The sequence below is a fragment of the Pseudomonadota bacterium genome (assembly GCA_039033415.1).
GTDB lineage: Bacteria > Pseudomonadota > Gammaproteobacteria > Xanthomonadales > SZUA-38 > JANQOZ01.
Window position 1 is genome coordinate 38,235 of sequence record JBCCCR010000024.1, and the last position, 23,675, is coordinate 61,909.

Annotated in this window: 20 protein-coding genes; 7 read left to right on the forward strand and 13 right to left on the reverse strand. The window is 63.3% G+C overall.

All coding sequences use genetic code 11. The features are described from left to right. Positions 1–93 precede the first annotated feature (93 nt). Complete coding sequence (locus AAF358_18605; protein MEM7707569.1) at positions 94–996, forward strand: adenylate/guanylate cyclase domain-containing protein; 903 nt, start codon at positions 94–96, stop codon at positions 994–996. A gap of 9 nt (positions 997–1,005) precedes the next feature. Here the strand turns inward: AAF358_18605 and AAF358_18610 are convergent, their stop codons facing one another. After that, positions 1,006–2,502, reverse strand: a complete 1,497-nt coding sequence (locus tag AAF358_18610) for a helicase HerA-like domain-containing protein (protein MEM7707570.1) — start codon at positions 2,500–2,502, stop codon at positions 1,006–1,008. A gap of 92 nt (positions 2,503–2,594) precedes the next feature. Continuing rightward, positions 2,595–3,206 (reverse strand): DUF937 domain-containing protein, encoded by a 612-nt coding sequence (locus AAF358_18615; protein MEM7707571.1) that lies wholly within the window; start codon positions 3,204–3,206, stop codon positions 2,595–2,597. Positions 3,207–3,380: 174 nt separating this feature from the next. On the opposite strand from AAF358_18615, the gene AAF358_18620 reads away from it, so the two are divergent. After that, complete coding sequence (locus AAF358_18620) at positions 3,381–4,961, forward strand: M48 family metalloprotease (protein ID MEM7707572.1); 1,581 nt, start codon at positions 3,381–3,383, stop codon at positions 4,959–4,961. Positions 4,962–4,985: 24 nt separating this feature from the next. Here the strand turns inward: AAF358_18620 and AAF358_18625 are convergent, their stop codons facing one another. Further along, positions 4,986–6,455, reverse strand: coding sequence for a transglycosylase SLT domain-containing protein (locus AAF358_18625; GenBank protein ID MEM7707573.1), 1,470 nt, complete (start codon positions 6,453–6,455; stop codon positions 4,986–4,988). Positions 6,456–6,580: 125 nt separating this feature from the next. Here AAF358_18625 and AAF358_18630 point away from each other — a divergent pair, with 125 nt between their 5' ends. Then, a complete protein-coding gene (locus AAF358_18630) occupies positions 6,581–7,297 on the forward strand; it encodes a TIGR02453 family protein (protein ID MEM7707574.1) in 717 nt (238 codons plus the stop codon). Between the two features lie 42 nt (positions 7,298–7,339). Here AAF358_18630 and AAF358_18635 read toward each other — a convergent pair whose 3' ends face one another. Next, the gene (locus AAF358_18635) at positions 7,340–11,272 is read right to left on the reverse strand and encodes a DUF1631 family protein (GenBank protein MEM7707575.1); all 3,933 of its coding nucleotides are present in this window, start codon (positions 11,270–11,272) and stop codon (positions 7,340–7,342) included. Positions 11,273–11,561: 289 nt separating this feature from the next. On the opposite strand from AAF358_18635, the gene AAF358_18640 reads away from it, so the two are divergent. Beyond that, positions 11,562–11,933 carry a DUF2845 domain-containing protein gene (locus AAF358_18640; GenBank protein ID MEM7707576.1) on the forward strand — a complete coding sequence of 124 codons (372 nt, stop codon included), beginning with the start codon at positions 11,562–11,564 and terminating at the stop codon, positions 11,931–11,933. 31 nt (positions 11,934–11,964) lie between these two features. Here AAF358_18640 and sbcB read toward each other — a convergent pair whose 3' ends face one another. Further along, on the reverse strand, positions 11,965–13,461 hold the full coding sequence (gene sbcB, locus AAF358_18645) for an exodeoxyribonuclease I (protein MEM7707577.1): 1,497 nt from the start codon (positions 13,459–13,461) through the stop codon (positions 11,965–11,967). Positions 13,462–13,542: 81 nt separating this feature from the next. On the opposite strand from sbcB, the gene gltX reads away from it, so the two are divergent. Beyond that, the gene (gltX, locus tag AAF358_18650; protein MEM7707578.1) at positions 13,543–14,958 is read left to right on the forward strand and encodes a glutamate--tRNA ligase; all 1,416 of its coding nucleotides are present in this window, start codon (positions 13,543–13,545) and stop codon (positions 14,956–14,958) included. 3 nt (positions 14,959–14,961) lie between these two features. Beyond that, on the forward strand, positions 14,962–15,417 hold the full coding sequence (locus tag AAF358_18655) for a 6-carboxytetrahydropterin synthase (protein MEM7707579.1): 456 nt from the start codon (positions 14,962–14,964) through the stop codon (positions 15,415–15,417). 29 nt (positions 15,418–15,446) lie between these two features. Here AAF358_18655 and AAF358_18660 read toward each other — a convergent pair whose 3' ends face one another. The 4 genes from AAF358_18660 to AAF358_18675 all read right to left on the reverse strand — a co-directional run bounded on the left by AAF358_18660 (position 15,447) and on the right by AAF358_18675 (position 17,994). Continuing rightward, the gene (locus AAF358_18660) at positions 15,447–15,869 is read right to left on the reverse strand and encodes a MarR family winged helix-turn-helix transcriptional regulator (protein MEM7707580.1); all 423 of its coding nucleotides are present in this window, start codon (positions 15,867–15,869) and stop codon (positions 15,447–15,449) included. A 105-nt stretch (positions 15,870–15,974) separates the two neighbouring features. Further along, positions 15,975–16,958 (reverse strand): PDZ domain-containing protein, encoded by a 984-nt coding sequence (locus AAF358_18665; protein ID MEM7707581.1) that lies wholly within the window; start codon positions 16,956–16,958, stop codon positions 15,975–15,977. Beyond that, the gene (locus AAF358_18670) at positions 16,955–17,470 is read right to left on the reverse strand and encodes a hypothetical protein (GenBank protein ID MEM7707582.1); all 516 of its coding nucleotides are present in this window, start codon (positions 17,468–17,470) and stop codon (positions 16,955–16,957) included. The genes AAF358_18665 and AAF358_18670 overlap by 4 nt, the downstream gene beginning before the upstream one ends. Further along, positions 17,467–17,994, reverse strand: a complete 528-nt coding sequence (locus tag AAF358_18675) for an RNA polymerase sigma factor (protein ID MEM7707583.1) — start codon at positions 17,992–17,994, stop codon at positions 17,467–17,469. The genes AAF358_18670 and AAF358_18675 overlap by 4 nt, the downstream gene beginning before the upstream one ends. A gap of 233 nt (positions 17,995–18,227) precedes the next feature. On the opposite strand from AAF358_18675, the gene AAF358_18680 reads away from it, so the two are divergent. Next, complete coding sequence (locus AAF358_18680; protein ID MEM7707584.1) at positions 18,228–20,807, forward strand: EAL domain-containing protein; 2,580 nt, start codon at positions 18,228–18,230, stop codon at positions 20,805–20,807. Positions 20,808–20,826: 19 nt separating this feature from the next. Here AAF358_18680 and AAF358_18685 read toward each other — a convergent pair whose 3' ends face one another. The 4 genes from AAF358_18685 to AAF358_18700 are packed head-to-tail and all read right to left on the reverse strand — an operon-like array spanning position 20,827 to position 23,649. After that, positions 20,827–21,759, reverse strand: coding sequence for a hydroxymethylglutaryl-CoA lyase (locus tag AAF358_18685; protein MEM7707585.1), 933 nt, complete (start codon positions 21,757–21,759; stop codon positions 20,827–20,829). Beyond that, complete coding sequence (locus AAF358_18690; GenBank protein ID MEM7707586.1) at positions 21,756–22,247, reverse strand: hypothetical protein; 492 nt, start codon at positions 22,245–22,247, stop codon at positions 21,756–21,758. The genes AAF358_18685 and AAF358_18690 overlap by 4 nt, the downstream gene beginning before the upstream one ends. Further along, a complete protein-coding gene (gene mtnA / locus AAF358_18695; GenBank protein ID MEM7707587.1) occupies positions 22,244–23,365 on the reverse strand; it encodes an S-methyl-5-thioribose-1-phosphate isomerase in 1,122 nt (373 codons plus the stop codon). Before mtnA ends, AAF358_18690 begins: the two co-directional genes overlap by 4 nt. Continuing rightward, positions 23,362–23,649, reverse strand: a complete 288-nt coding sequence (locus AAF358_18700; GenBank protein MEM7707588.1) for a hypothetical protein — start codon at positions 23,647–23,649, stop codon at positions 23,362–23,364. The genes mtnA and AAF358_18700 overlap by 4 nt, the downstream gene beginning before the upstream one ends. Between the last annotated feature and the right edge of the window lie 26 nt (positions 23,650–23,675).

The following is a 23,675-nucleotide window of genomic DNA, read 5'->3' on the forward strand; positions in this document are numbered from 1 at the left end:
CGCGCCAGCTCCGGGCTGCGCAATTGCCACAGCGCCTGCTGGACGTGATAATAGGCCGCTAACAAGCCATTGGACAGGCAGGGAAACCAGGGTATGAGTCAGCAGGAATCGATGACGATCCTTTTTGCGGACGTCTGTCGCAGCACGCAGCTGTTCGAGCAGCACGGAGACGTCAAGGCCCGCGAGATTATTGCCACCACCCTGTCAGCCCTGACTCAGGTCACCCACAAACATGGTGGGCGGGTCATCAAGACCATCGGTGACGAGATCATGTCCACCCTGCCGAGCGGGGAAGCGGGCGTGCTGGCCGCGTGCGACATGCAGCGCCGGGTCGCCAACGACCTCAATATTGTTCGCCATAACGTGTCCGTGCGCATCGGCCTGCACTTTGGCGATGTGCTGGTCGAAAACGACGACGTCTTTGGTGATGCCGTCAACGTCTCGGCGCGGATGGCCGGGCTGGCCAAATCTCAGCAGATTGTCACCACCGCCACCACGGCGCAGGACGTATCTCCGGATCATGGCCTGGAGATACGCAGCCTCGGCAAGACCCGCGTTAAGGGCAAGCTGATGCCTATCGAGATCGTGGACGTGCTGTGGCAGGAAGACACCTCCAACGTGACCACCGTGTCCCAGGCCCTGAAACTGGATGACATCGAAGAGCGGGCCTCAGTCACCGTGCGTTTTGGTGACAAGACCATCGAGGTCAAGGACGTCTCGCCCCCGTTTACCATGGGGCGTGATCGCTCTAACGACCTGATTATCGACGACGAGTGGATTTCGCGGAACCATGCGAGCATCGAGTACCGCAAAGGGTATTTTGTGCTGGTGGACCGCAGCACCAACGGCACGTACCTCAAGATCGACGGTGAAGAGGAACTCCGCGTTCATCGCGATGAGGTGCACCTTCGCCGATTCGGTATCGTGAGCCTGGGACAGCTGTCAGAAAATCGAAGCGAAGAGCAGCTGGTTCGCTTCGAGTGCCACAACCACTAAGCCCGCTTTCTAGCGGCCCCGCTTAAACGCCCCCAATATCCCGCGTAGCAGCGTTCTCCCGAGCTGCGTTCCCATGGAGCGCGCAGCGGATTTGACCGCCGCCTCCAGCGGTGACTGGCGTGTGCTGCGTCGTTTGGCGCGCGTTTTTCCCGTTTTCTTGGTCTGGCGCGCTTTCTCGGCGACGGCTTCCGCCTTTTCTGCCTCGAGAGCACGCAGTTCGGCCCGCTTGGCCAGCCGCTCGAAGGCGGAATCGCGATCGATGGTTGTGTTGTATTTTTCGCCGACCGCGCTCCCTTCAAAAACGACCTTGCGCTCCTTTTTGGTCAGCGGACCCATCCGTGAGTGGGGCGGGGCGATCAGGCAGCGATCCACCATGCTGGGCACGCCCCCGTCGCGAAGCGTGGACACCAGGGCTTCACCCACACCGAGCTGGGTCAGCACCGCCTCGGTGTCCAGGTTTGGGTTGGGGACAAACGTCTGGGCGGCGGCGCGCACAACCTTCTGATCGCGCGGCGTGAAGGCCCTTAGGGCGTGTTGGACGCGGTTCCCGAGCTGTCCGAGCACATCATCCGGAACGTCCTGAGGATTTTGGGTGACAAAATACACGCCCACCCCTTTGGAGCGGATCAGTCGGACCACCTGTTCAACCTGATCGAGCAGCGCTTTGGGCGGATCGTCGAACAACAGGTGGGCTTCGTCGAAGAAAAACACCAGCTCAGGCTTGTCCAGGTCTCCTTTCTCCGGCAGCTCCTCAAACAGTTCAGCGAGCAGCCAGAGCAGAAAGGTGCTGTAGAGCTTCGGATTCATGATGAGCTGACGGGCATCCAGGACGTTGATGATGCCCCGGCCGTTCTGATCGCGCGTCATCACGTCTCTGAGCTCGAGGGCCGGTTCGGCAAAGAAGTTTTCGCCGCCGGCCCGTTCCAGCGTCAGCAGCCGGCGGGCAATGGCGCCTAGTGACGCGGTGGTGACGTGGCCGTAGCGAAGGGAAATCTCCTTCCGGTTGTCGCCGACAAAGTTCAGCAGCGAGCGAAGATCTTTGAGATCCAGCAGTGCCAGCCCCTCGTCGTCAGCCACCGAAAAGGCGACGTTCAGTACCCCTTCCTGGGTATCGTTGAGTTCCAGCAGCCTTGCGAGCAGCACCGGACCGATCTCGCTGACGGTTGTGCGCAGCGGGTGGCCATCCTTCTGAAACAGATCCCAGAACACCACCGGAGAAGGTTCGAGCGTGTGGTTGGGCAGGCCGATCTTTTGAACCCGCTTTGTGACCCCGGAGCTTGCCTTGCCGGCGGCGCCAAGCCCGCTCAGATCCCCCTTGACGTCGGCCAGGAAGACCGGCACGCCGAGGCGCGAAAACCCTTCGGCCAGGACCTGCAGGGTGACGGTTTTTCCGGTGCCGGTGGCCCCGGCGATCAACCCGTGGCGGTTGGCGTAGCGGCCTTCGATGATGGCGGCGTGCTCACCGCCGCCGAAATGCACCTGGGGTGTGCTGTCGCTTGCTGTCATGAAAAGGCGTCCGTTGGAGTGGTTTTGGGAAGGGACGAGCGTAAGCGCCGACCTGATGACCTACAGGCCGGCGCTCAGGGATTGCTGCGGCTTTAGCGGCCGAATAAGCCGCCCAGCAGGCCGCCGCCGCGCTTGAGCAGATCAGAAGCGTCGACGTCGCCGTCACCGTCAGCGTCGAGGAGCTGGTCGACGATGCTGAAGCCTTTGCTGCGGCTGTCGGCCTCGTTGCGGTCTTGTTTGAGGAGGTCAGTCAGACCGCCAAGGCCGCCGAGGCCGTCGTTGGTCGGCGCCTGCTGTCGCTTCTTGCTCAGCGCCCCCATCACCAGCGGACCCAGGTTTGCCATCAGCTTGCCCATGGCGCCTGAGTCGAGGCCGGAGGTTTTGCTGAGCTGCTTTTCAACCGCCTGACGGCGGCCACCGAAGATGTGATCGACCATCCGGTTATCCCGGTCGCTGGGGTTCTGAGACAGAAAGCCACCGAGGTTGTCGAGTATCGAACCATCATGGTCCTTATCCAGGGCCGCGGCCAGTCCGCCCACCTGGTCCGGCGACTGCGCGTTACGGTTGAGCTGCCCCAGGATGACCGGCAGCGCCATCTGCATGGCCTTCTCGGTCAGGTCCTTGTTGGCGCCCAGCTGCTTGCCTAAGTTCTGCACCGCGTCATCGCCGATCGCGTTGGTGATCAGATCCAAAATTCCACTCATTGATTTACCCTTCAGGCTGAAAAGGCGCAGGCCCAGCGGCCGATGATAAGTCGGCCGTGTGCTGCGCAGTTGCTATGATAGGCCCGTTCACATCAGATGTGACTGGCGTGTGCGGCTCCGGACCCTCATGGTAATGGAATTGGCCGGCGCGACCAATCGACGGGAGAATCCAACATGCACCGAAACCCTCGCGGAGATCTGTTCAGCTACGCTTCGCCCACGCTGCTGCTGACCGGTCTGCTGCTATTGGGTGGGCTCCTCGGCGGGTGTTCCACGAATCCGGTGACCGGGAAGCGCAATTTCAATATTGTCAGCGAACCCCAGGAGCTGCAGATCGGCTCCCAGCAGTACGGCCCCAGTCGCCAGATGCAGGGCGGCGACTACGTGACCGATCCAGCCCTGGTGAACTATGTCAAGGCGGTGGGCCAGAAGGTTGCCGCGCACAGCGACCGGGATCTGCCCTACCAGTTTGAGGTGCTGAACAACGGCGTGCCCAACGCTTGGGCGCTGCCCGGCGGCAAGATTGCGATCAATCGCGGGCTGCTGCTGGAAATGCAGACCGAAGCGGAGCTGGCCGCGGTGCTGGGCCATGAGGTCGTCCATGCGGCCGCGAGTCACGGTGCGCTTGCCATGTCCCGGGGCATGCTGCTGCAGGGAGCGGTGCTGGCCACCGCGGTCGCTTCTCGCGACAGCGACTATAGTCGCTATGCGGTCGGTGGAGCGTCGATTGCCGCTCAGCTCGTCAACCAGAAATACGGTCGAGGCGCGGAGCTGGAGTCGGACGAATACGGCATCAAGTACATGGCTGAAGCCGGTTACGACCCGCAGGGGGCGGTCGAGCTGCAGAAGACGTTTGTACGGCTCTCGGAGGGTCGTCGTACGGATTTTCTCAGCGGCCTGTTTGCCAGCCATCCACCGTCCCAGGAACGCGTGGAGAAGAACATTGCCACAGCCAACGCTATCGGTCGCGGCGGCAAGGTGGGGCGGGAGGAGTATCAACGTGCCGTCGCCGGCCTGAAGCAGCGGAAGCCGGCCTATGACGCGTTTGACGATGGCCGCAAGGCGTTAGCGGACGGCAATCCGGTTCAGGCCACGGCGCTGGCGGAAAAGGCGATCCGGCTCGAACCCCGCGAGGCGCACTTCTACGGCCTGAAAGGTGATGTAGCCTTTGCGGATAAGAATTATCGGAGTGCGGTGCGGCAATATTCGGCAGCGCTGGAACGCAACCCGGAATACTTCAAGTTTTACCTCGGACGCGGTGAGTCCTACCGCCAGCTCAACCAGCTGGACGCCGCTGAGCGCGACCTGAAAGCCAGTGCCAATCTCCTCCCAACCGCTGACGCGGCCAACGCGCTCGGCCTCATCGCGGAGCGTCGTGGGCAGGTGGATACAGCGATTGGCTATTACGAGATGGCGGCGTCTTCCCAGACGCCGGCGGGCCGCCAGTCCAACGGCCGCCTGGTGATGCTCGACCTTCCGCGCCGTCCGGAGCGCTACATCGCGGTCCAGACCCGGGTAGACACCAACGGACGGGTTTTTGCGGAGATCGGCAACCGAACACAGGTGCCGGTAACCAACGTCACGGTGGCGCTGGCCTATCGCGACAGCGCGGGCCGGGTCCGGCAGGAACAGCGCGTCTTTCGAGGGCGGCTGGAAAGCGCCCGGACGGCCATGGTGGCTATCGGCACTCAGCCCTACGCCAGCGCGCTCAATACGATGCAGCTGAAGGTGGTCAGCGCGCAGCCCATTCAGTAGCGAACGGCTGCGCCCCTTGGCGCTTCAGCAGTTCGGTACCTTGATCGTTTTGCCAGCGCGCAGCGGGTACCGCGGTGACGGTATATTGTTCATGGCGGCGATCTCCGGCATGGACATACAGCGATGGCGGCGGGCGATGGCGCCCATCGTGTCGCCTCGCTGCACCACGTACGGCAGGATATCTTCTCCGCGACCGTAGGTGGCGTCATAGAGTTCTTGCGCTCGAGTCAGCAGCTGATCTTCGTCGCTCTCACACCACTGCTGGTAGCGCTCAGCAACGTTGGCCGGGACCTGCAGCGTTTCGTTGACGGCCACGCGCGTCTCCGGCTTGATACGGGGATTGAGATTCCGCAGCGTGCGAAACCAGCCGTTGGAGGTGTCGTCGTTGCCCAGGCAAACGGCAATTTCGCCCAGCGCCATTTCTCGGGTGACGGTCAGTTCAACCAGCTCTGTGTCGATCTCGGGAAACACCAGGTTAAAGCGCTCCGGGTGGAGGTAGAGCCAGGCCGCCGCGAGCACTTTCGGCACGTAGTCTCGCGTATCGCGCGGCAGCGCGTAGTAGAACTCTGACGACCAGAAGTCAGCTCCGCGCAGCTTGCGGTTGAGGCGCTTGAGCCGGTTCTCGCCTGAGTTATAGGCAGCCAGCACCTTCTCGAGGCTGTTGTCGAGCTGCCGCAGCTGGTCGTTGAGGTAGTCCACGCTGGCTTTTGCAGCACGCGCTGGATCGAGACGCTCGTCAAACTCGCCGCGGGTTTTCAGCCCGTACCGGCTGCCGGTAGCGCGCATAAACTGCAGCGGCCCCGCGGCGCCAACCCGGGAAAAGGAGTGGACCCGGCCGCCGGACTCCACCGCGAGGATCCCAAACAGCAGCGCTTCGGGAACCCCGGCCGCGTCGAAGGCGGGGGCCATCTCGCTGCGCAGATACTGGTAGTTTTCATAGCTGCTCATCAGGAGCGGGCGGTTCCAGGTCAGCCAGCCGTTGAGCGCGTTCCGCACGTAGTGATTCATGGCGATCAGTTCGGTAAGGTCGGTGCCGTTGAGCTGGACCGTGCCGCGGCTTGCGCTCACGGGGGCTGGCTCGGCGTCCACCGGGCCGCCTTCACCCGACACCTCAGCGCTTGTATGGAAAACCTGTGTCTGCAGCGCAGCGACCTCCTGATAGGCGGTCAGCGCAACGTTCAGATCACAGCCCGCAATCGCTCGGCACCGCGCCGAAAGGTCGTCCAGCGCGGCCAGCGAGTCGTCCAGCAAACGCTCGGCAGCGTCGCTGCTGCCCGATTCCAGCAGCTGCAGCGCTTCGCCAAACGCAACAACCGCCCCGTCGATCTCGGTGTAGAGCTCTTCCACCACGCTGGGTGGGAGGGTGTCGACCGTCGATTCGTTTACGGCGACCGAATCGTCCGGCGCCGCGGCGTCCTCACCGCCGCGCAGCGTTTCCAGCGCGCTGCAGGCGGACAGCAGCACGCTCGCTGCAAGCAAAATGGCTGATCTCACAGATTGACCCCAGTATTTTTTGCCGCAAAACGGCTAGTTTTTCTTGTCAAATAGGACACTAGAAGTTAACACAAGCATAGACCATCGCCAGGGCAATTAGTTGACCTTTGAAGGGCAGAGGAGCAATGATCGCGAATCGATCGGGCGAGGAGAACGCTTTGCCGGCCTACTTCACGAAGGACACGTTTCGGTTTCTGAATCAGCTCAGGCGCAACAACAACAAGGCCTGGTTTGACGACAATCGCGAGCGCTACCACGAGCAGGTGCGAGATCCGTTCCTCAAGCTGATCAAAGACTTCAATCCGCGCCTGGCGACGGTCAGCGACCATTATCACGGTGTCGAAAAAGCTCACGGCGGCGCGCTGTTTCGTATCTACCGGGATACGCGTTTTTCCAAGGACAAAACGCCCTACAAATCGTGGGCTGGGGCGCGTTTCACCCATCGCGAGGCGGGCCGGAACGGGGCGCCGATCTACTACCTCCACGTGCAGCCAGGCAACGTGTTTTTTGCCGCTGGCCTATGGCGTCCACCGGGACCGATGATCAACCAGATCCGTACCTTTCTGCACAACAACCCCGGCGCCTGGACGAAACTGCGGGACAACAAGACGTTCAAGAGAACCTTTAGCTGGGGTGGTGAACAGCTGAAACGAACCCCGCGGGGATATGACGCGGATCATCCGCTGGCTGACGATCTTCGGCGCAAAGACTTTGTCGTCTCCGCGTCGCTGTCCGAAGCCCAGGCGATCAGCAGCTCATTCCTGACGGTCCTCCAACGTCGCTGTGAGCAGTCGGCAAGTCTGATGGACTACCTCTGCGCGTCCCTTGATTTGGAGTTTTAGTGGGGCGGGCTTAAGCGCCGTCCGAGCCGGCGACAAGCAAGACTAGAGCTTGAGGATTTCCTGGAGGGGGCGGGGGCGTTCGATGCCGAAACCCTGGGCAAAGTCGAGGCCAATCTCCCGCAGGTGGTTGAGCACCTCTTCGTTTTCCACGAACTCCGCCACCGTCTCCTTACCCAGAAAATGGCCGATTTCGTTGATAGTCTTGACGAGGCCGTAGTCCGCGGCGCTGCTCGATATGTCCCGGATGAACGAACCGTCGATCTTGAGGTAATCCACCGGCAGGTGCTTGAGATAGCTGAAGGACGACAGGCCCGTGCCAAAGTCGTCCAGCGAAAACCGGCAGCCCAGATAGCGCAGCTCCCGCAGGAAGTCCGTACAGCGAGCCAGGTTACTGATCGCCGCCGTTTCGGTGATCTCGAAGCAGATCTTCGATGGTTCGATGCCGGTTTCTTCGAACAGGTTCTGAATAAACGTCAGGAACCGGGGCCGGCCAAAGGTTTTACCTGAAAGATTGATCGACAGGCGCGCGATCCGGTCTTTCACCGGGCTGGCGTTGAGGGCGTTGAAGGCCGCCCGAAAGACCCACTCGTCGAGGTAATGGATCCTGCCGTAGGCTTCCGCCGGAGGAATAAACTTCTCCGGGCCGACCAGGCTGCCGTCCTCCGCCCGCATCCGGCAAAGCACCTCGAAGTGATCTTTGTCGTTTTCGGGATTCTCCAGAGGCACAATCCGCTGGCCGTAAAGCTCCATGCGGTCCTGGTCCAGCGCGTTTTCCAGCTCCGTGACCCACTGCATGGCCTGGTCGCGTTGGCTCAGCTCCTGGTCGTCGATCTGATAGCTCTTGATCCGGTCGCGGCCGGCTTCCTTCGCGGCCCCGGCCGCAATCTCCATCTGGTTGAGCACCTGGGACACCGACTCGGTATTTCGTCCAACGGTCACCAGGCCTATGCTGGCGGTCGCCTTGAGCTTGCGGCGCTTCCAGCGGGTGCGGTGTTCGTTGATCGCGCGGCGCAGCTTTTCTGCGGCTTCATGGCCCGGTGCCAGCTCGAAGCGCGGCAGCAGCACGGCGAACGTGTCGCCGCCGAGCCGGGCGATTTCGGCATCCTCCGGGATCTGCTTGCGCATGACGCGGGCGAGGTCCTGGAGCAGCTGGTCGCCCGCATCGTGGCCGGCGGTGCTGTTGACGACCTTAAATTGATCTACCTCGATCTGGAGCAGAATGTGCTGGGTATGCATCAGCTTGCTTTCACCCAGCTTCAGGCGGATCCGGCGTTCAAACTCGCGGCGATTCAGGCACTCGGTCAGCTGATCGTGGGTCGCCTGATGGGCGATCTGGTCGTGCATGTTCTGCACCATGCCGTGCCACGATCGGTCCATCAGCGGCTGGTCAGGCTGGTCGATCAGGTCGGCCTGTTTTTCGCGAAACTTCTCCGCCAGTTCGGTCGGCCCGATTTCGAGCGCTTTCTGGCCGTTGCGGTTGACGAACACGTAGCGCTGCCGGTCGTCGCTGATCCAGGCCAGCTTGATCGGCTGCGTTTCACCGTCAGGTCCGGGGTAGAGCACCCAGCTGCCTTTGTCCAGCAGCTTAGCCAGGCCCAGCCAGTGTTCCTTGTCGGGGTCTGCAGGCGCTTCCGCGTCCGCGGACTCGGCCGCTTCGACACCGTCACCCGCCGGCGGCTGCTGTTCAAGATCAGCCGAATCGGCTTGCTCGCCAGCCTCTTCGCCGGTACCGGTCTGTGCCGTTTGAATCGGGGCGGTCTCCGGCTCTGGGCGCGGCGTTTCCCCGAGGCCCGGCAACATCTCGCCGAGGGCACCAAGCAGCTTGTCGCGGTCACTTGCGTCGGCGCTGACGTGATCGAGCCGGTTGCGAATTTTCTGGAGCAGCGCCTCACTGCGCTGCATGTCTTCATCCGAGTCGTCGTGGTCGGGCGACAGGCGTGAGTCGAGGTCTTTCACGACCTGATAAAGCCGGTCCCACTCCTGGCCTCGGGTGCCGGAGCGAACCGCGGCGACGTCGAGCAGGTTTCGCCAGCCCATACCCAGCAGATCATTGACCTGGGTGGGGACCTCTCGATTGCCGAATTCCTGGCGCAGCGCTTCGGTGACCGCTTCCCGGGCTTTGCCCAGCTTCTGCTGACCGTCAGCCGCTTCCAGCACGCGTTTGAGCTGGGCCGAGCGCAACCGGTGCTGGCGCTTTAGCAGCTGCTCCAGCTCTGTGGCGGCAGCCGCAAACGCTTCGCGGTTGGGGTCTTCCAGACCGCTGAGGCGATTGACGATCTCGTCGATCTTCCCGATCAGCTGCTGCTCCCGGCCGCTGAGTTCGCGGGTGCTGCCGATAATCGTCTGACCGAGATGGTCGAGCACCTTCCGGGCGGGATGGCTCTGGTCGCTGACCAGATCCTGCTGCTGGAGCAGCATTTTCAGAAGCTGAACCTCCAGCTGGGAAATCCATTCCTTGGCGCGCGGATCGACAACCGAGTCGTTGGAAATCGACGACAGGAGCTGCTGCGCCAGCTCCACGGCGCTGGTGTGCTGGGGCGCAACCTGAGGTGCGTCCTCGCCGTATTCGCTCTGGAGCGCCTTGGCGAGACGCTGCTCTAGCGAGAGGTTGGGCTGGCTGTCTCGGTTCTGCTGCAGGCGCATCAGGGCCTGCTGCAGCTCCGCCAGATTGAGCTGGGGTTTGGCGCTGGCCTCGGGACTTTGCTCGGCGGCGGCGCGGTCGCGCAGCAAGCGCTGCAGGTCGATAATCTTGGCGCTGTTGGTGGCCGTAGCCGGCGGCGTCCCCAGGTATTCATCGCCGAACGGCCGCGCCTGAGCGTAGCCGCCGGGCGTCGGTGCGGGTTCCGCGAACGCCTCGTTGAGCGCTTCAGCCACCTGCGGTGCAACGTCCCCGGCCGCCGGGGCGCCGCCCCCACCGCCTGGTGGGGCTGCCCGGCGCGGACGCACCGGCGTAAACACCAGCCGAGGCAAAATGCCGGCGTCGATTAACTGCTGATTGGCTTCGTCATAGAACGGCCCAACGGTTTCATTGAGCTTCTTGCCGAAGCTTCGCCACAGCACCTGAGACGGCGTGTGGCCGATATCCAGCCGGTCGATTGCCGCCGCAAAGTGGTGGCAGAAAGCGGCCGGAGCCAGCGGATTATTGCGGGAATCCACCCGGCGCCCGATCAATTCCGTAAGCCGGGCTTCCAGGCTGTGAAGCGCCTCATGGTTCCGATTCTCAACGCTGGCGACCACCTCGGAGATGGACAGCCACGCTTCAAATTCTTCTTCATCGACCAGCGAAAGCTCGCCCGACTCGGGGCGCTGGCCCATGCCGGTGCCGGGCTTGGAAAGTTCCTCAAAGCTGCGGAGGTGGTCTTTGAGCAGCCGGCGAAATTCGGCGGTGATCTCATGGCCCTGCCGCCGCAGGAGACTCATTGCCTCAAAAAACGGGGCCTGGCTGACGTCGCTGGCCGCGCTGCCCGCAGCTCCGAGCAGCTCGTCTTTCGCCGCCTCAAGAAGCTCCGGAAGGGCCTCATCGACAAACTTCAGCGCGGCCTGTTCCAGTGCCTCAGCCGCCGGTCCGGACGCGGCCTGTGGTGATGATCCTCGATCTTCCGGGACGTCGAACCCCTGCTTCTGGGCGACGACACCCAGGGCTCGGGCCAGCTCGGTTTCGTCCCTGCCAAAAGCGAGACCGAAACCCAGGGCGCCCACTCGCGCGACGGTAACCTCGGTCTGCACGCTGACTGACGTATCGTCTACGACGATGCTGAAACCCAGCTTGTCGCCCTGGCGAACGTTGCGGGCGTCCGGATGTTCGGCCACGGAACCCTGATCCATCAGCGATGCAAACAACCCCCCAGGGCAATAGTCCTCGATCACAATATGAACCTGCCCGTGGTCGGGCACGTCCAGAGAGGCGGCGTGTCGAACGGGCAGCCTTGGGTGGCGCCGGCGTTCGTCAGCCTGGGGTGTCGCGTCTTTTTGCATTCAGCGCTTCTTAGGGCTCAGGGGCTTTTTGACGTCGCCCGATTCTATCGACAGTTTTCCTGCTGGTAGTGCCGGTTACGGGAAAGTTTCCATTTCTTTACAAAAATTCCTCCGGCCGACGTCTGATTATCCCATAGTTTCGTCTTAAAAACATGTTGTTAGCGCAATTTCTTTGAGTTCTTTAGGAGCCGAACGGGCTGGCCAGCACCCGGTTGTGGTCTTCGCCAGCTGGACGCGGGACTGCGAGTCTGTTCAGCTTGTTTAGACAAACCGTGGGCATAATAGACTCATGAATCGAGCGCTTTCTTATTGCACTAGCGCCGCGGCGGCGCTGTTTCTGGCTCAACCGGTGGTTGCGGCTGAGTTTCTCGGTGTCCAGCAAAACAGCATGCGCTGCGGCCGAGACATCGTGAGAGTGGGCCAGCAGGCCTTCCAGCTGATCGAAAAGTGCGGCCAGCCCGCATACCGCGACGTGGTCGCGTTGACCCGGCTCACCGACGTGGCTGCCGTGACCCGGGGCGATCGACTGCTGGCCGCCCGCGACAGCAGCGATCTGGTCACTGAGCAGTGGGTTTATAAACCTGGCCGCGGCCGACTGACCCGGGTGCTCACGGTGACCGGCGGTGTGCTGACCGACATTCGTCTCCACGAACGCCAGTAGCGGTTTGCCGGTAGCGAGGTTCCCACAGCCCTCAGTCGATTGTAGTGTCCGCGGTCGCTCCTGACTCTCGTTCGAAGGCCGATAGCAGCTGCCTTCCATAGTCTTCCAGGGCGTCCAGGACCGGCTGCTGATCGACCGCTGAGGGTGACTGTCGTGCCTCCGTCAGCGCGGCCGTAAATTGTTCGGCCTCGGTGGGCTGGCCCCGCAGCAGTCGATCTCGACAATGAGCATGCCAGCGTTCGGCCTCCACCGGCGACAGCGTCTGTGGCCAGTTGCGGGCGCGATACATCAACAGCAGATCCGCGTACCTCGGGTCGTCAAACGCATCACCCATCTCACCCAGGGCTTTGGGCTCGCTCTGCCGCACTGCCTGGGCCAGCTTCCGGTCGTGAGCCGAAGCAAAGCCGCCGCTGTAGAGCGACCAGTCGGCTTCGTCGATCGGAGCAAAATCCGCGCCGGCGCCGAAGACCTGCTGCAGCTTTCGGGCGACCTCGGGCAGGGCGGCGAGCACCTGCTCGCTGTGGTGCAGGCAACGCGTAAGGTCGAGCTCGATCCGCGCCTGATCGACTCCGTTGAGGACTCCCAGCGGCGCCAGCACCGGCGCGCGATTCACGGCGATCGCCTTAACGCCGATGCGTTCGACGCCGTCCGGCAGGTCCCGGCTGGGTGTGAACACCCGGTCAGCGATGGCATCGGGGTCCAGCGAAAGCAAATCGTTTGGCGACTGCGCCAGGTCCACCGCCAGCATCGCGTTGGGGTTGCTCGGGTGCGGACCGACCGGCAGAACCACCGCCAGGCATCCGCGCCGGGCGGGATAGCGTGCCGACACGTGCAGGATTGGCTGGTGCTGAGTCAGCCGGGCCAGCACTTCGCGCTTTCTTCGCTGCTGGAAAGCGTAGTCGAACAGCTTCGGCTGGCGCGAGCGCAGCAGCCGGGCGAGCGCGATTGTCGCATCAACGTCAGCAAGCGCGTCGTGTGCGTCACTGTGTTCGATGTGATTGGCGGCCGTCAGATCTTCGAGACGAAAGCTCGGGTCGCCGGAGTCTTTGCGTGGCCAGCTGATCCCGTCGGGCCGCAGCGCGTAGCAGAGTCGGACCACGTCGATCAGATCCCAGCGCGAGTTGCCGTCGCGGTACTCGCGCTGATAGGGATCGTAAAAGTTGCGAAAAAGCAGGTAGCGCGTGAACTCATCGTCGAAACGGATGCTGTTGTAGCCACACCCGCAGGTGCCCGGGGCCGCCAGCTCGTCATGGATCAGCCGGGCAAAGTCCGCCTCGATAAGCCCCCCTGCCGCCTGCTGCGGCGTCAGGCCGGTGACCAGGGCCGCCATGGGGTGGGGCAGGTAGTCTTCCGTCTGGCGGCACAGCACCATCAGCGGCTCACCGACGTCGTTCAGCTCAAGATTGGTGCGCCGCCCCGCGAACTGCACCGGCCGATCCTTTTGGGGGCTGATGCCGAAGGTTTCGTAGTCGTGCCAATAAATCGTTTCCGCCCCTGGGCGGTGGGTGTCGGCTGGGCTGCTGGCCATGGTCCTGCAAGGGAATACAGACCCTACCTATTATGCCCGGTCTGGTATCATTCGGCGCCCCGATTGTGGTGAGAAAGAGCGTTGACTGTCCGTACCCGATTTGCCCCCAGCCCCACCGGCTTTCTTCATGTGGGTGGCGCCCGCACGGCGCTGTTCTGCTACCTGTACGCCCGCCGCCATGGCGGCGAGTTTGTGCTGCGCATCGAGGACACAGACCGTGAACGCTCCACGCAGGAATCGGTTGCCAGTATTCTCGATGGCATGGCCTGGCTGGGCCTTGAGTCGGATGAAGCGCCGATCTTTCAATCCAGACGGAACGATCGCTATCGAGAGGTCATCGAGAGGCTGCTGACGGAGGGCCACGCCTATCGCTGCTACTGCAGTCCCGAGCAGCTCGAAGCAATGCGGGCCGCGCAGGAGTCGGCTGGGTTGAAGCCTCGCTATGACGGGACGTATCGGGATTTCACCGGCACCCCCCCGGCCGGCGTCAAGCCGGTGATTCGTTTCCGTAACCCCCTCACCGGCAGCGTTAGCTGGCACGACGCGGTGAAGGGCCGGATCGAGGTTTCCAATGAGGAGCTGGACGACCTGATCATCGCCCGCAGCGACGGTAGCCCGACCTACAACCTGACCGTGGTTGTCGACGATCTGGATATGCAGATCAGCCACGTGGTGCGCGGTGACGATCATGTCAACAACACCCCCCGCCAGATCAATATGTACCGGGCGATGGGCGCGGAGCCGCCTGTCTTTGCTCACCTGCCGATGATTCTGGGCTCGGACGGCTCGCGCCTGTCCAAGCGTCACGGGGCGGTGAGCGTGCTGGCCTATCGCGATGAGGGTTATCTGCCGGAAGCCTTGCTCAATTACCTGGTCCGGCTGGGCTGGTCACACGGCGATCAGGAGCTGTTTTCGCTGGAGGAGATGATCACCCTGTTTGATCTGAAGGACGTAAACCGGGCACCGGCCAGCTTCAACACCGACAAGTTGCGCTGGCTCAACCAGCAGTACCAGATCGACTCTGAGCTCGAGTCTCTTGGCGCCCGCCTCGCGCCAATTCTGGAGGCGGCTGGCTACGAGCTGGCGAGCGGCCCGCCGCCCGCTGCCGTTGCCGGGCTCTTACGCGAGCGTGCGGCAACGCTTCAGGAAATGGCGCAGCAGGCAGACTTTCTGTTTGTTGAACCCGCCCGGTATGAAGAAAAGGCTGAAGCCAAACAGTTCAAGGCGGCGGCCCTCGAGCCGCTCAAGCGGGTCAGACAGCAGCTGGCACAGCACGAGGACTGGACTCCCGAGGCCCTCCAGACGCAGCTCCAGCTTGTGGTCGACGATCTCGGTGTTGGCTTTGGCAAGGTGGGGCAGCCGCTGCGCCTGGCGCTCACTGGCCGCGGTGCGGCGCCGGGCAATGATCAAGTGCTGGCGCTGCTCGGCCAGGATCGCTCCCTGGGGCGTATCGATCGCGCGCTCGATCGGATCCAGGCCCGAGCTGAGACGGGCTGACGCGTGTACCGTTCGTCCAAGAATTTTCGAGGCTATCCGTGCGCGCACCGCAAATGGCGCCATGAGGGCCACTGCTCGCTGCTCCACGGCTACAGCCGCAGCTTTGAGGTGTGGTTCGCTTGTGAGCAGCGCGATCGCCATGGTTTTGTCATGGATTACGGCGACCTGAAGGAGCCGCGCCAGTGGCTCGAAGACCATTTCGACCATACCGTGCTGGTGGACGCTGACGACCCGCTCCTTGAGCAACTTCGGTCGCTCGAGGCTGCCGGCGGCTGTCGGCTGGTGGTGTTCGACGACGTGGGTACCGAGGGCAGTGCTCGGGAGTTTTACGACTACCTGGAGCCCTGGGTTCAGCAGCGAACCCAGGGCAGGGTATGGGTGCACTCCGTTGAGTGTCGGGAAAACGAGAAGAACTCGAGCATTTTTATTGCGCCAACTAGTGCGCTGTCCCGCAAGTAACTTGCGGGACAGCGCACTAGGTTGAATCCCTAGGCCAGGCTGTTGAGCTGCTCACCGAGCTCGGCCATCCGTTCGCCGGGCAGGCCAACCGCCAGGTCCTGTGCCCGCTGACAAAAGCTCGCCAGCGCGTCCCCGTAGATTTCTTTGCCCGCCGCCGATAGACGTACGAGGCTGACCCGAGCGTCCCGAGGGTTTCGCTCCTTCTCGACCAGGTGGATCTTCTCCATGGGGTTGAGCAGGCGGGTCACGCCGGAAGCCGTTAGCCCAACGGTCTCCGCGAGATCCACCCGTCGCATGGTTTCACCGGGCGCTTGCGCCAGGTGGTGCAGCACCCGGAACTCGGTAAAGCTAATCCCATGAATGGCCAGCGTGTGGTCGAGCCTGCGGCTGACGCGATTGCCCGCCTCGGTCAGGCTCATGAGCAGGCTGGCGGCAGAAGTTAAATGTGACATGTGATTGAGTTATGCTTGTGTAATATTTGAGTAAGCAAGTATTTCATAACACGTTCTCTCGCGCAACCCTCGCCGCGACCGATGATTTTTGTGTTGAGGACGGGCCTAGCGAGCGACCGGCTTGCCTTTGCAGTGCCCTGGCTCTGAGCGCCAGACCACCGGCTCCCAGTACTCGTCATGTTCCGCCTGCTGCTTGCGCTCGTGAAGGAGCTTGGCGGCGACGTGGTAGACCATGCCGTCCGCCACCTCCAACGTCATCTGGCGCGCCTGGCGGCGCTTGGCAAACCGGGTGTGCTTGATCCGAAGCTCACGGCTGGGAATCAGGTCACTGACCAGCAGCTCGTATTCACCCGGCGGCAGGTATTGAAAGCCGCGCATGATGCCGCCGCTGTTATTAACGTTGATCCCCATGAGGTAGGCCGGATAGAGATTGAACTCGTGCGGCGGGGGGTCATACAGCGACAGCGTGCCGCAGGGAGAGCGGTCATCATCCGATCCGGGCGGTGCGCCCAGGATCAGGTCTTCCGGTGGCCCATCGTCCTCAGGCATCGAAAGCGCGAGTTCAACCCGCGGCAGCTGCCATTTCTGCAGCGGCGCGGTCAGCGTTTCGCGACGGTTGCCGCGGGCGACGATCAGGGTCACGGGGTCGTTGGCCGGGATCTGCTGAAGCATGTTGGAAACCCGATCAACCGCTCGCGAGACCCCTTTGTCATCCTGGCCGAGGCCGAGCAACGGTTCGGTGTTCATGGACACAATCCGATCACCGGCCCGCAGCCCCATAGCGGCGGCCGTGCTGCCGGGCGTCACCGCCACCACGGGCAGGCCCAGCGAATCGATGTCGGAGCTGCGGGTATCGCCGTAGATCACGCCCAGATTGATCAGCGCTTCCGGCTGCTGGCTGAAGACCACATCCAGGTCTTCGCCGTCGAACAGCGGGTCCTGTGCCAGGGAGATCAGCATGGTGCGGATCGCCTGGTTGATTCGCTCGTTGCGGGGGTCACCGCCGCCGCTCTGGGCCGGAAGGATGCTCGGCCAGCTCAGTATCGCGGCAAGCGTGAGGGCAACGGCTGCTGGGCGCTGGGCACTCATACGCTGCCGGCCCCGGGCGTTGTGTCGTAGATGCTCACAAGATTTGCCATCAGGTCAACTCGCCGCTGCCACAGCCGGGCCAGCGTCTCTTCCGGCTCGTTGCGGGCGTAGGCCTGGGCCAGAGCCTGATCGAGCACAATCAGCTGGGCTTGCTGCGTCCGGACCAGCTGCTGCTGCGTGCTGGCCAGGCGGGCAAACTCACTGCGCTGCTCCCTCAGGGCCCGCTCGAGTTGTTCGGTGCGCTCCATCAGCGCCAGCAGCTCCGGAGCACTGACCGACGCTACCTCAACCGGCGGCACGGCGCTTCGCTGACCCAGCACAATGCCCAGGCTCAGGGCCATGACCAGCGCCGCCGCGACGGCACCAGCGGCCAGCCAGCCGTTGCGCGCAGCGCGTCGCTGCTGTCGATGCAGCGCGCTTTCGACGATGCGCGGCCATAGGTGCGCGGGCGGTTCGCGTTCGGGCAGGCTGTGCAGCCACTGCTGGATGCGGGGTTCTTCTGATGTACTCATGGTTCGAAGTCTTGCTGGTTGGTCGGTTCTATGGGGGATTGATCGGGCGCCGGGTCGACCGAAAGCAGCGCCTTGAGCTGCTTGCGGGCCCGAAAGAGCACCGATTTGGAGAAACTCTCGGTCTGATCGAAGGCGGCGGCGATCTCCCGGTGGGTCATGCCCTCGAGGTCATGCATCAGGACCACGGCTCGGGCCTGCGGCGAAAGCTGTGCCAGGAGCTTCTCGGCGTCATGTGTGGCCGCTGGCCTCACCTCCGCGCCGGCGTCCGCCCAGGTGTTTTCGATCTGCTCCGCCGTATCCATCGGGACGTGCCATTTGCGCCGATTCAGGTGGTTGATGGTGGTATTGAAGGTGATCTGGCGAACCCAGGCCCACAGGGGCGCTGGGCCCCGATAACGGTGGATTTTGCTGATCACCTTCACGAAAGTGTCGTGCACGATGTCTTCGGCCACGGCGGCGCTACCGGCCATCCGATAGGCCACGTTGTAACAGGGTTTGGCAAATAGCTGATAAATCGCTGCCATTGCGTCCGTATCACCTCGTTGAGCCCGCCGTACCGTCAGATCATCTACAGCGGTCGCAAAAGTTGGCTTTTTTTCGATGTCTTGTTGGACCAATGAGTGGCCAAATTCGTTGCGCCGACGCATTTTGACCTTTTCCTTTCGTCGGTCCAACCTCGGCGCCGGTCAACCCGCCCTGTGCAGATGCGGCTGCTACGCTATGATATAAGGTCAATCTGTCGTCGGTGGGACGCCCGGTGAAGCATGTTTTACTCGTCAACCCATCCGCAGAACAGAAGAAAGGGGTCATCAGCCGGTTACAGCAGGCCGGTTATCACGTTGCTACCTGCGAGACGTTCCAGGAAGCACTGATCGCGTTGGCGACCGCCGCGAGAGGCGGGCCGCCGATCGACGGTCTGGTTGTGGGATGGCCAAATGGCGCTGACGCCGCCTCTCAGTCTTTCTTCAACGCTCTGGCGGATTCCAGGCACCTCCAACGGGTGGTGCTGGTGGTGGCTGATGAGATGGCTTCCATGGCGGTCGCATGGCTCAAGCAGCGGCGCCGCTCGGCGCTCCTGCTGTGGAGCGACTGCGCCGAAATCCCTGACGCGATGAAGAAGCTGCTGGAGCCCTACCGGCCGCAGCAGGTCAATTATCTGGATCTCCTGGCGGAACACCACCTGCGCGTGCTGTTCGTCGACGACTCGCCGACTGTGCGGGTTGCATTCCGGCGGATGCTGATGAAATACGGCTTTCTGGTGAGCACCGCCTCGAGCGCGCTGGAGGGGTACCGGATGGCGCTGCGCGAGCCTTTTGATCTGGCGATCGTCGACTATTTCATGCCGGCTCAGAACGGGGTCGCGCTGGTCCGCAAGCTGCGCGCGGATCCCAATACGGCCCACATTGTGACGGCCGTGATCACCGGGACCTATTCGGACACGGTGATCAACGAGGCGCTGGCCGCGGGCGCCAGCGAGTGCATCTTCAAGTCCGAGGCGCGCGAGCTGTTCCTGGCCCGGATCGGTTCGCTGGCCCGCAACATCATCGACCGTAAATCCATCGACCGCGAAAAGCGGCAGCTGGAAGGCATCCTGCACTCGGTGGGTGACGGCGTCTACGGCGTCGACGAGCGCGGTTTTATCCAGTTCATCAATCCGGCCGCACGCGACATCCTGCAGTTTGAGGCGGAGGACGAGCTCGTCGGACGCAGCGCCTACGAAGGGTTTCACAACCGCTTCGAGGACGGTGAAAAGATGGCCCGGGAGTCGTGTTTCCTGAGCCAGTGTTACCGCACCGGCAACCAGATCACCGGCTGGCAGACGACGTTCTGGTCGCGCCAGGGTCGCGCGATCCCGGTGGAGTGCACCGTATTTCCGCTGGAGATCGGTGGGCGACGAAAAGGATCCGTGGTGGCATTCCGCGACGTGTCAGCCCGCAAGCAGCTGGAAGAAGAGCTGCGCTGGCAGGCGACCCACGATGATTTGACCAAGCTGCACAACCGGTCGCATTTCGAACATGAGCTTGAGCAGGAGCTGAACCGCCTGCGCCGGGTCGACGGCGTCAGCGCACTGTTGTTTGTCGATCTGGACCGCTTCAAGTACATCAACGACACCGCGGGCCATTCCGCCGGCGATCAGCTGCTGATTGAGGTCGCCGAGCGGCTCACCGAACGGCTGCGGGCCACCGACTCGCTGGCGCGTATGGGCGGTGATGAGTACGCGGTGATCCTGCGCAACGTCCGTGCTGACAGCATTTACTCCGCGGCGGACAACTTCCGGCGGTCGCTGGCGGAGATGCCTTTTCACTACGCCGGCAAACAGTATTCGATCAGCGCAACCGTCGGCGTAGCGCTGATGGACGCCTCGACGCCCTCGCTGTCGGAGGTGATGGCCAACGCGGATATCGCTTGCCACGTGGCCAAAAACGGCGGGCGCAACCAGGTGCATGTCTTCTCAGCTGACGCTGACCAGAAGGCGGCCATGGACCTTGAGCTCGGCTGGTCAGCGCGCCTGCGCAAGGCGCTGACCGAAGATGAATTCGAGCTGCGGTTCCAGCCGATGCTGGACGCCAGCGCGGTGGATTTCGACGCGCTGCCCAGCGAAGAAGGGCGGCTGTGGCAGGAGAACAATCCGGCGCTGACCGGGTCGGTCGCCAGCTATGAGGTGCTGCTGCGGCTGCGCGACTCCGAAGGCAACATGATCTCGCCGGAGGCCTTTTTGCCCACCGCTGAACGCTTCAACATGATGGTCGACATCGATCGGTGGGTGATCGACAACGCGTTTGCCCAGCTCGCTCAGCTCTCGCAGCAAGGCAGGCTCGTTCGTCTATCAATCAATCTGTCCGAGCAGTTTTTGCTCGACGAAGACTGTGTCCCGTACATTGCTTCCCGCCTGTCCGAGCATGTGCTGGACGCCAACCTGCTCACGTTTGAATTGACCGAGTCGCGGGCGATTTCCAATCTGTCTCGCACGGTTGAGGTGGTGGCGCAGCTGAAGGCCATGGGCTGTCGGATCGGGCTGGACGACTTCGGCACCGGCTTTGCCTCCTTCACCCACCTCAAGCGTCTCGACGTCGACTACCTCAAGGTGGACGGCAGCTATATGAAGTCGATGAGCCAAGACCCGATCAACGCCGCGGTGCTGGCGGCGATCGCGAAAATCGCCCACGCGCTGGGTAAACGCACGGTAGCAGAATGCGTCGAGTCAGCCCGCGAGGCGGGCGCCCTCAAGGGCAGCGGCATCGACATGCTCCAGGGGTACTTTGTCGCTCGACCTCAGACCGCACTGCACGTGCCCATCCGGCGCGACAACGTCACCTCCATCACCAAGGCGTTGTAATCCCACCGGCGAGCGCCGGTCAGAGTCTGTCCGCCAGCCGTTCCTCCACCGATTCCGGATAGTTGCCGGCTCGGCTCAGCATGCCGGGGACGGGCCGATTGAGCGCAGCGCCGAGCCAGCCTGCGGCATTGATGACCTGGTCCAGATCGACACCGCTGTCGCAGCCCATCCCGTCAGTCATGAACAGCAGATCCTCACTGGCGATATTGCCGGTGGCGCGAGGGGCAAACGGGCAACCGCCGACGCCACCGATGCTCGCGTCCAGGACCGGAACGCCTTCCTGCAGGGCCGCCGCGGCGTTGGCGTAGCCGGTATTGCGGGTGTTGTGAAAGTGTCCGCGGAGCTGGATCTGATCCGGTAAAACGCTGCGCACTTCCGCAAACAGCGCCCGTACCTGCACCGGGTTGGCAACGCCGATGGTGTCAGCCAGGGCGAGTTCCAGCGGTTCAGCGGCGGCGAGTTCGCGAGCGATGTCAACGACGCGCTGCGGGTCTACCGGACCGTCAAACGGGCAGCCGAAGGCAACGGAGATCGTGACCTGGGCGCGCAGGCCGGCAGCTCTGGCATCGCTGATTACTCGCTGACACACCTCGATGCTCTGCGTCACGGTCTGCTGCTGGTTGCGCACGCCAAAGCCATCACTGGCCACTGCCACTGCGCCGACTTCGTCGATGCGCCCGGTGGCCAGGGCTCGCTCGAGACCTTTGGCGTTCAGGACCAGACCGACGTAGCAGGCTTCGGAGTCCGGCAGACGGCTGCAGACCGCCTCCGCGTCAGCCATCTGGGGCACTACCTTCGGATGGACAAAACTCGCTACCTCAATCCGCCGGATGCCGGCCGCGAGTGCGCGCCGGATCAGCTCCAGCTTGTTGTCCGTTGAGAAGATGCCCGGTTCGTTCTGCAGTCCGTCACGCGGGCTGACCTCAACCAGCTCGAAGGTCGGCAGAATCATCCTTCCGGCTCTCGGGAGGGGGGTGCCTGGGGCCGCTCCGGCAGCCCGGGTCTGTCGCTCTTGCGCAGGCCGGCCGCAACGTCCAGCACGCAGCGGCCGCGCCGGCAGACCGCGGCCGGCGGTTCTTCGGTGCAGGCCGACTGGCAGACGCCGCAGGTGGCGGTGAACTCATCCTGCAGCCGGTAGATGCTGACAAAGCTGGTGCTGGCGATGGCGCTGGCGCAGTCAAACGGGCAATCGAGTCGAATCACTTCGCAGTCGTCGTCCACGCTGCAGTCGGTGGCACTGAGAAGCTCCGATTCCAGGGCCGTTTTTAAGCCGTCACACTCGGCGCTGCGTACCACGTTGTCGAGCGCTCCGGCGGGCGTGGGTTCCATCGGCAGCACCGGCTGCTGATTGGGCGCGGTCGCGATCAGCTGGGATGAGAACCAGGCCAGGATCGAGGTCATGGCCAGGGCCCCCAGCAGGACCCAGCTCATTCGGCTCATGGGGCGGCGCCGCCGGCCGCCGCGGCGTTCCTCGCCAGGTCGGGGAAGAGCGCTGCCAGCCCATCACTCGACGCGCTGCAGATCCCGCGTTCGGTGATCAGGCCGGTCACCAGCCGGGCTGGCGTCACGTCGAACGCGTCGTTGCGGACCGCGCTGCCGGCCGCCACGACGTCCACCTCGCCGGCCTGTCCTTGCCGGTCGACGCCCGCCACCCAGCGTATTTCGCTGCCGTCTCGCTGCTCGATCGGAATTTCGCTGAGGCCGTCGCTCAGGTCCCAGTCAATGGACGGCGACGGCGCGCAGACATAGAAAGGAATTTGGTTGTCGTGCGCCGCCAGAGCCTTGAGGTAGGTGCCGATCTTATTGCACACGTCACCGCTGGCAACGGTGCGATCGGTGCCCACCAGGCAAAGATCGACCAGACCGCGCTGCATCAGGTGCCCGCCGGCGTTGTCCACGATGACCGTGTGCGGCACGCCATGCGCGCCGAGTTCCCAGGCGGTCAGCGCCGCTCCCTGGTTTCTGGGGCGCGTTTCGTCGACCCACACGTGGATGTCAATCCCGGCGTCGAAGGCTTTGTAAATCGGTGCGGTGGCTGTGCCCCAGTCCAGCGTCGCCAGCGCGCCGGCGTTGCAATGAGTCAGAACGTTGACCGGGCCCGGCCGCCGTTCGGCAATCGCCTGGATCAGCGGAAGCCCATGGTCGCCGATGGCTGAACAGAGCGCTTCGTCTTCCCGGCAAATCTCCTGGCTGAGCGCCAGGGCCGCTTTCCCGCGCTGAGCCGGCGGCAGCGGTGTCAGGTGTTCCGTCATGCGAGCCACAGCCCAGGCCAGGTTGACGGCGGTGGGTCGCGCGTCAACCAGCAGGTCAGCCGCCGCGGCAAGCGCCGCGTCGGAAGGGTCGCGCCGCATTTCCAGCGCCAGGCCAAAAGCCGCCGTCGCGCCGATCAGCGGCGCGCCTCGAACCTGCATATCGGCTATGGCGCGCACCGCCGCTTCGAGGTTGGTCAGGTCGCAAAGCACAAACTCCCCGGGCAGCCGCGTCTGATCGATAATCCAGACCTGATCCCGGTCGGCGTCGTAACCGATCGTTGGCTGACGCTGGCCCTGATAGTTCATGGGGGTGCCGACTCCTCAGGCGGACTGTCGAGCTCCCCCTCAGCCGCCTTGAGGGACGCCTGCCAGGCAAGCTCACGCTGCCGCTGGGCCTCCTGCTCGGCCAGCAGCGGTGTCCATAGCAGGATGATCAGGCCCCCGATATTCAGCAGCGGCAGGGCCCCGACGAGCATCCACGTCATCACCGGCCGCCCGCGGTTGCGGGCGAGGAGCCCGAGCAGCGGCGGCAGCGCAACGCAGGTGCCCGCGACGATCATCAGCAGCTTGTCCGGTGTGAGTACCAGCATCAATTCATCATACGTGATCGCCCGTC

Excerpts from the sequence above, each read along its gene's own strand:
- AAF358_18605 (MEM7707569.1), top strand. The coding sequence starts at position 94 with ATGAGTCAGCAGGAATCGATGACGATCCTTTTTGCGGACGTCTGTCGC.
- AAF358_18610 (MEM7707570.1), bottom strand. The coding sequence starts at position 2,502 with ATGACAGCAAGCGACAGCACACCCCAGGTGCATTTCGGCGGCGGTGAG.
- AAF358_18615 (MEM7707571.1), bottom strand. The coding sequence starts at position 3,206 with ATGAGTGGAATTTTGGATCTGATCACCAACGCGATCGGCGATGACGCG.
- AAF358_18620 (MEM7707572.1), top strand. The coding sequence starts at position 3,381 with ATGCACCGAAACCCTCGCGGAGATCTGTTCAGCTACGCTTCGCCCACG.
- AAF358_18630 (MEM7707574.1), top strand. The coding sequence starts at position 6,581 with ATGATCGCGAATCGATCGGGCGAGGAGAACGCTTTGCCGGCCTACTTC.
- AAF358_18635 (MEM7707575.1), bottom strand. The coding sequence starts at position 11,272 with ATGCAAAAAGACGCGACACCCCAGGCTGACGAACGCCGGCGCCACCCA.
- AAF358_18640 (MEM7707576.1), top strand. The coding sequence starts at position 11,562 with ATGAATCGAGCGCTTTCTTATTGCACTAGCGCCGCGGCGGCGCTGTTT.
- sbcB (MEM7707577.1), bottom strand. The coding sequence starts at position 13,461 with ATGGCCAGCAGCCCAGCCGACACCCACCGCCCAGGGGCGGAAACGATT.
- AAF358_18660 (MEM7707580.1), bottom strand. The coding sequence starts at position 15,869 with ATGTCACATTTAACTTCTGCCGCCAGCCTGCTCATGAGCCTGACCGAG.
- AAF358_18665 (MEM7707581.1), bottom strand. The coding sequence starts at position 16,958 with ATGAGTGCCCAGCGCCCAGCAGCCGTTGCCCTCACGCTTGCCGCGATA.
- AAF358_18670 (MEM7707582.1), bottom strand. The coding sequence starts at position 17,470 with ATGAGTACATCAGAAGAACCCCGCATCCAGCAGTGGCTGCACAGCCTG.
- AAF358_18675 (MEM7707583.1), bottom strand. The coding sequence starts at position 17,994 with ATGGCAGCGATTTATCAGCTATTTGCCAAACCCTGTTACAACGTGGCC.
- AAF358_18685 (MEM7707585.1), bottom strand. The coding sequence starts at position 21,759 with ATGATTCTGCCGACCTTCGAGCTGGTTGAGGTCAGCCCGCGTGACGGA.
- AAF358_18690 (MEM7707586.1), bottom strand. The coding sequence starts at position 22,247 with ATGAGCCGAATGAGCTGGGTCCTGCTGGGGGCCCTGGCCATGACCTCG.
- mtnA (MEM7707587.1), bottom strand. The coding sequence starts at position 23,365 with ATGAACTATCAGGGCCAGCGTCAGCCAACGATCGGTTACGACGCCGAC.
- AAF358_18700 (MEM7707588.1), bottom strand. The coding sequence starts at position 23,649 with ATGCTGGTACTCACACCGGACAAGCTGCTGATGATCGTCGCGGGCACC.